At 68.7% G+C, this 6,022-nt stretch carries 5 protein-coding genes and 1 pseudogene; 2 read left to right on the forward strand and 4 right to left on the reverse strand.

Translation table 11 applies throughout. The annotated features are described in order from the left end of the window. Window positions 1-205: pseudogene (locus G3N99_RS33010) on the reverse strand (4-hydroxythreonine-4-phosphate dehydrogenase PdxA); the annotation flags it as partial. A gap of 115 nt (window positions 206-320) precedes the next feature. Here G3N99_RS33010 and G3N99_RS33015 point away from each other — a divergent pair. Further along, the gene (locus G3N99_RS33015; protein ID WP_206124470.1) at window positions 321-1,268 is read left to right on the forward strand and encodes a LysR family transcriptional regulator; all 948 of its coding nucleotides are present in this window, start codon (window positions 321-323) and stop codon (window positions 1,266-1,268) included. A 580-nt stretch (window positions 1,269-1,848) separates the two neighbouring features. Here G3N99_RS33015 and G3N99_RS33025 read toward each other — a convergent pair. Further along, window positions 1,849-3,126, reverse strand: a complete 1,278-nt coding sequence (locus tag G3N99_RS33025; RefSeq protein ID WP_174948215.1) for an MFS transporter — start codon at window positions 3,124-3,126, stop codon at window positions 1,849-1,851. A gap of 193 nt (window positions 3,127-3,319) precedes the next feature. Here G3N99_RS33025 and G3N99_RS33030 point away from each other — a divergent pair, with 193 nt between their 5' ends. Continuing rightward, window positions 3,320-4,006: a hypothetical protein gene (locus tag G3N99_RS33030; protein WP_174983865.1), complete on the forward strand. Its 687-nt coding sequence runs from the start codon at window positions 3,320-3,322 to the stop codon at window positions 4,004-4,006. Between the two features lie 28 nt (window positions 4,007-4,034). On the opposite strand, the gene G3N99_RS33035 is transcribed toward G3N99_RS33030, so the two are convergent. After that, window positions 4,035-5,120, reverse strand: coding sequence for an ATP-binding protein (locus G3N99_RS33035; protein WP_174948213.1), 1,086 nt, complete (start codon window positions 5,118-5,120; stop codon window positions 4,035-4,037). A gap of 2 nt (window positions 5,121-5,122) precedes the next feature. Continuing rightward, window positions 5,123-5,860 (reverse strand): response regulator, encoded by a 738-nt coding sequence (locus G3N99_RS33040; RefSeq protein ID WP_174939601.1) that lies wholly within the window; start codon window positions 5,858-5,860, stop codon window positions 5,123-5,125. Window positions 5,861-6,022 lie beyond the last annotated feature (162 nt).

The following is a 6,022-nucleotide window of genomic DNA, read 5'->3' on the forward strand; positions in this document are numbered from 1 at the left end:
TGACGGGTTCGACGTCGACCGTCACGCCGGCAACGCGCTGGCCGGCTTCCCACAGCCAGCGATCGCCGATCAGCACGAGATTCGCGTGGGCGGTGGCGTCGGGGCGGGCGAGCAGTTTCGCGATCAGCTCGGCGCCGATGCCGGCGGGGTCGCCGAGCGTCAGCGCGACGACGGGCAGGGGCGTGGCGGGCGAGGGGGTGTGCATGCGGTGTCTCCGGTGGCGGCGCGTGGCCGTTTGTCTATGGGGTTCATGCTAGGTAGACGGAATGAGTCGGTAAATTGAAAACTCTTGATGAATCGATAACCTGGAGTAATCAAAGATGGGCTCGATCGACCGACGAGACTCGACGCCGCAGTTGCTGAACCGGCTGCGCATGCGGCAGATCGCGCTGCTGCTGGCCGTGGACGAATGCTCGACGCTGCGCGCGGCGGCCGACCAGATGGGCCTCACGCAGCCGGCCGCGACGAAGATGCTGGCCGAGCTGGAGAGCGCGCTCGGCCAGCGGCTGTTCGATCGCGTCGGGCGCGGGCTCGTGCTGAATCCGGCCGGCGAGCGCGTGCTCGGCTATTTCCGTGGCATTCGCGGCAGTGTCGAGGCGCTGAACCGCGAGCTCGGCGAGCTGCAGCTCGGCAGCGCGGGGCGGCTGGCGATCGGCAGCATCATGGCGGCGTCGCCGGGGCGGCTCACCGAGGCGCTGGTGCAGTTGAAGGCGCGTTATCCGCTGCTGGCGATCGACATCGCGGTGGATACGAGCGACCGGCTGATGCCGCAGCTTCTCGAAGGCGTGCTCGAAGTGGTGATCGGGCGGCACGTCGGGACCGATTGCGACTTCCGCGTGGTGGACGACGAGGCGCTCGCGATCATCGCGGGCCGCGACCATCCGCTCGCGGGTGCGGGGCCCGTGGAATTCGACGCGCTGCTCGATTACGCGTGGATCCTGCAGCCGGCCGGCAGCCCGGCGCGCGAGGTCGTCGAGCGCGAGTTCAACGCGCGGCATCAGCCGATGCCGCGCGGGCTGGTCGAAACGGGGTCGATCCTGACCACGATGAACCTCGTCGACCGTTCGCCGATGCTCGGCGTGATTCCGCTGACGGTGGCGCAGCGCAATGCGGAGCACGGGCTCGTCGCGATCGTCGACTACACGCTCGAACAGAAGCTGCCGTCGTACGGCAGCCTCGTGCGGCGCGACCGGCCGCTGAGCATCCCCGCGCAGCAGTTTCTCGCGCTGTTTCACCGCGAAGGGGGCGGGGATGACGGCGGCGTGTAATGGCGCGGTTTGCCAGCCGAGGCGGCCGAGTCAGCCGCGCCGGCCGAGGTGGCCAAACCAGCCGCGCTGGCCGAGTCAGCCGGGCAGGCCGAATCAGCCTAACCGCCCGAATCACCCGAGTCACCCGAATCACCCGAATCACCCGAATCACCCGAATCACCCGAATCACCCGAATCACCCGAATCACCCGAATCACCCGAGTCACCCGAGTCACCCGAGTCACCCGAGTCACCCGAGTCACCCGAGTCACCCGAGTCACCCGAGTCACCCGAGTCACCCGAGCCAGCCGAGCCAGCCGAGCCAGCCGAGCCAGCCGAGCCAGCCGAGCCAGCCGAGCCAGCCGAGCCAGCCGAGCCAGCCGAGCCAGCCGAACCAGCCGAACCAGCCGAACCAGCCGAACCAGCCGAGCCAACCGAGCCAACCGAGCCAACCGAGCCAGCCGAACCAGCCGAATCAACCGAACCGGCCAAGCAAGCCAAGCCAAGCAAGCCAAGCAAGCCACCACCATCGCGAACCGCAGTGAATTGCGACGCCACCGCCGGCAAGACCGCCGACGCAGGCAAACCCCAAGCGACCCGCTTCAGCGCGCCGACGGCGCGGCGGGCGCATCCGCGAGCGCCGGCATCGATTCCGACAGCGTGCGTTCCGGGCGAATCCGCAGCGCGGCGACGATGCCGATCAGCAGCATCGCGACCGAGCCGATGAACGGCACGGTCCAGCTCCCCGTGCGATCGACGAGATAGCCGAACAGGATCGGCGACAGGATCCCCGAGATCGCGGAGCCCGCGTTCATCATCCCGCTCGCGATGCCGGCGTGGGCCGGCGCGATGTCGCTCGGCACGGCCCAGATCGGCCCGATCGTCAGTTCGAGGCACAGGAACGACCCCGACAGGCACAGCGCGACGCCGGCCGTCGAGTGCACGACCGCGAGCGGCAGCAGGCACACGAGCGCGCCGACGAAGCTCGCGACGATCACGCTCTGGCGCGACAGCGCCAGGTTGCCGGTCTTCCGGTAGATGCGGTCGCACAGCCAGCCGCCGAGCGTGTCGCCGACCACGCCCGCGAAGAACACGCCGGACGCGAACAGCGCGGTCGACTTCAGGTTCAGCCCCTGGCCGTTCAGGAAGAACGTCGGCAGCCACGTGAAGAACAGCCACGCGGTCCAGCCGTAGCAGAAGTAGACGAAGATGGTCGGCGCCATGCGGCGGAACAACGGCCCCCACGGCGTCGGTCCGGCGGGCGGCGCGGGGCGGGCCGCGCGCGGGCGATCGTGACCGGCTTCGTCGCCGAGCGGATATTCGCGGAAGCCGACGATCCACCAGGCGAGCCACACCAGCGTGACCGCGCCGATCACGAAGAACGCCGCGCGCCACGACAGCCAGGTCATCAGCGCCGCGACGATCGGCGGCGTGACCGCGTTGCCGAGCCGCGAGAACGAGTGCGTGAAGCCCTGTACGACGCCGCGCCGCTCGCGCGGGAACCAGTGGGTGATCGCGCGGGCCTGGGCGGGCAGCGTCGCGCCTTCGCCGATGCCGAGCAGCAGGCGCGCGGCGAACAGCAGCCCGAGGCTGTGCACGAAGCCGGTGGTGAAGGTGGACACGACCCAGATCAGCCCGCAGCCGATCAGCGTGATGCGGGCGCCGAACCGGTCGGCGATCCAGCCGCCGCCGATCTGGCAGATTGCATACGAATACGCGAACGCGGAGAATGCGACGCCAAGTTCGGTATTCGACAGGCCGAGTTCGGCCTTGATCGCGCCGGCCGCAGTCGCGAGGTTGACGCGGTCGACGTAGAGGATGAACGAAAGCGCGCACAGCAGCCACAGGGTGTGGCGCCGTTGACGGTGGTCGTTAGGCATGTGTCTCACTCCATTCTCGTGCGCGGCGTGGCGATGACGCCGCGTTCACTGGCCGGGCCAGCATCGCGCGGCGGCGGAGACACTGTCTAATGAATCTTTGGGATCAATCGATAACCCCAGGTATTCATTCCCGTTTCAGGGGCATCATTCGCATCAGCCGCACCCGATGCAACGGAGCACCACAGGTGAAGAATTGACCGACGACGAAGAACTTTCACTCCGCCGCGAGAGCCGCTTCTGGGACCTGCCGCCGGTGAAATGGTGGATCCGCGGGCATGGCCGCGACGGCTATTCGTTCCGTCTGCTGCTGTGGCCGCCGGTGATCGTGTTCGTGCTCGAATTCGTCTGCGTGCTGTTCGACGCGCTGTACACCGCCATCGGCATCAGTGCCGTCGCGACGCTGTTTCTCGGTTTCGCCGGGTACCACGGCGCGCAGCGCGAATGGCTGGTGCCCGCCGCGACCACGCGCGCGCTCGTGAAGGCACGCATGAAGAAGGCGGCCGAGCGGTTCTCGTCGCTCGGCGTGGGCGCGACCGTGCTCGCGATCTTCGTCGCGGCGACGTCGCTGTCGCTCGTGATGTCGGGTCAGCCGGTGCTGGACACCGCCTCGAAGGATGCGGTGTCGATCTTCATCGCGCTGGTGTTCCTGCCGGTGTACGTGTCCGGCGCGGTGCGCAAGCTGGCGATCGCGCGGATCGAGGAAGTGGAGGCGCTGCGCAACGCGACCGTTGGCACCCGCCTGAAATTCGACCGGGCCGGTGCGGTGCGCGCGGTCGTCGTGCAGGGCGCGGCGGGGAAAGGAAAAGTGTCCGTGCGGGAGTACACGGTGCTCGGGTTCAACCCGCCGATCGAACAGGTCGGGTGCGAACCGCAAGCGTGACGGTCAAAGTCGACGTAACGGCGGCGCGTTAAGCCGGAAAGCGCTCGTTTTCCGGTGCCGGCACGAGGTTGTCGGGCCACTGCACTTCGAATCGCGTACCGCCCGCGCCGGTCGGCATGCAGACGGCTTCGCCATGGTGCGCATGCGCGATCGCCGCGACGACGGCGAGCCCGAGGCCGCTGCCGCCGGGCTGCGACTCGTCGACGCGCCGAAAGGCCTTGAACACGTGCGGCGCGAAATCGGCCGGGATGCCGGGGCCGTCGTCTTCGACGCGCAGCCGGCACATGCCTTCTTCAATGCATGTCTGGATGCGGATCGTGCCGGGCACCGCATGGCGGCGCGCGTTTTCCAGCAGCGCGAGCAGCGCCTGACGGATGCGCACCGGGTCGCAGCACATGCGCCGCGTGTCGAGATCGAGCACCGGATGCTGGCCGGCGGCCTGCAGCGTATGAGTGAACACGTCGACCACGGCGCGCACGTCGGCGGCGAGATCGGCGTCGCGGAGCTCGATGCTCAGGTGGCCGCCATCCGCGAGGCTGACCACGCGCAGATCCTCGATCAGCCGCGTCAGCCCTTCGACCTGCGCGAGCAGGCTGCGGAACTGCGCTTCGTCGGGCTTGAACACGCCTTCGGCGAGCCCCTGCAGGCGCCCGCGCAGCACCGTGACGGGCGTGCGCAGCTCGTGCGCGATCGCGGCGTTCCAGATCGCCTGCTCGTTGGTCACGCGCTGCAGCTCGTCGGCGAGCGCGTTGAAGTTGTCGGCGAGCAGCGCGGCTTCGTGCAGCGAGCGGTCGCCCGTGACGGCGCGCGCGCCGAGATCACCGCGTGCGACGCGGCGAATGCTGTCGGTGACCGAATTGAGCGGCACGAGGATGCGCCGCGCGAGATTGACGGCGACCGCGACCGACAGCACGAGGCCGACCGACGTAGTGGCGATCAGCCACAGCCATTCCGGCGCGGTCGGCAGGAGGTTCTTCGTGTTGAAATGCGCGGGCCAGTAGTTGAACGCGACGTAGTAGAAGATGGTGGCGGTGAGCACCATCAGCAGCGTCACGCCGAACACCATCCCGGCCATCGTCAGCGCGATCTGCCGGCTCAGGCCATCGAGCTTCACGGTCAACTCCAGAGCTTGTAGCCGACGCCGCGCACGCTGACGGGTACGCCCTGCACGCCGAGATCGTCCAGCTTCTTGCGCAGCTTGCTGACGTGGCTGTCCACCGTGCGCTCCAGCGCGTCGCCTTCCGGCAGGCAGGTGGCCATCAGCTCGGCGCGGCTGAACACGCGCCGCGGCGCGCGCGCGAGCTGCGCGAGCAGCTTGAACTCGGTGAGCGTCAGCACGAGCGTGTGCCGTTCGCTGCCCACTTCGAGCGTGGCTTCGTGGTGTTCGAGATCGATCTCGAACGGCGCGACCCGCAGCACGCGCTGTTCTTCCTGGCGCGAGCCGGCCATCGAACGGCGCAGCACCGCCTGCGCGCGCGCGACGACTTCGGCGGGGTTGAACGGCTTCACCACGTAGTCGTCGGCGCCGATGCGCAGGCCGGTGAGCTTGTCGATGTCCTGGTCGAGCGCGGTCAGCATGATCACCGGCGTGTCGCCGCGATGACGGATTTCGGCGAGCACCTTCCAGCCGTCGACGTGCGGCATCTGCACGTCGAGCAGCACGAGGTCGGGCTTGAGCTGCAGATGCAGTTCCAGTGCACGGCGGCCGTCGGCCGCATGCACGGTGCGCAGGCCGCCGCGTGCGAGATAGGCGGTCAGGATCTCGGCGATCTCGGGTTCGTCCTCGGCGATGAGGACGAGCGCCTGGGCATCCTGGCCGGCGCTGGAAGGGGTCGGGAGATCAGGCTGGGCCATTCGTGTGAGTCCATCGGGGTTTCCATCGAGTCGCCATACTACCGCATGGGGAAACGCCGTCGAGCAGAGGTGGGGCGGTGGTGCGCGGCGGCGCGTGCCGCCGCGTTCACGAACGGCATGGCGACGATGGCCCCGCTCGACGCGGCCGGCCCGCGCCCGCGG

Origin of the sequence: Burkholderia sp. Ac-20392 (assembly GCF_017104585.1) — a bacterium.
In the GTDB taxonomy this organism is placed as follows: domain Bacteria; phylum Pseudomonadota; class Gammaproteobacteria; order Burkholderiales; family Burkholderiaceae; genus Burkholderia; species Burkholderia lata.

What these genes read in the sequence shown, in the direction of transcription:
- G3N99_RS33015 (WP_206124470.1), top strand. Translation starts at nt 321, where the DNA reads ATGGGCTCGATCGACCGACGAGACTCGACGCCGCAGTTGCTGAACCGG.
- G3N99_RS33025 (WP_174948215.1), bottom strand. Translation starts at nt 3,126, where the DNA reads ATGCCTAACGACCACCGTCAACGGCGCCACACCCTGTGGCTGCTGTGC.
- G3N99_RS33040 (WP_174939601.1), bottom strand. Translation starts at nt 5,860, where the DNA reads ATGGCCCAGCCTGATCTCCCGACCCCTTCCAGCGCCGGCCAGGATGCC.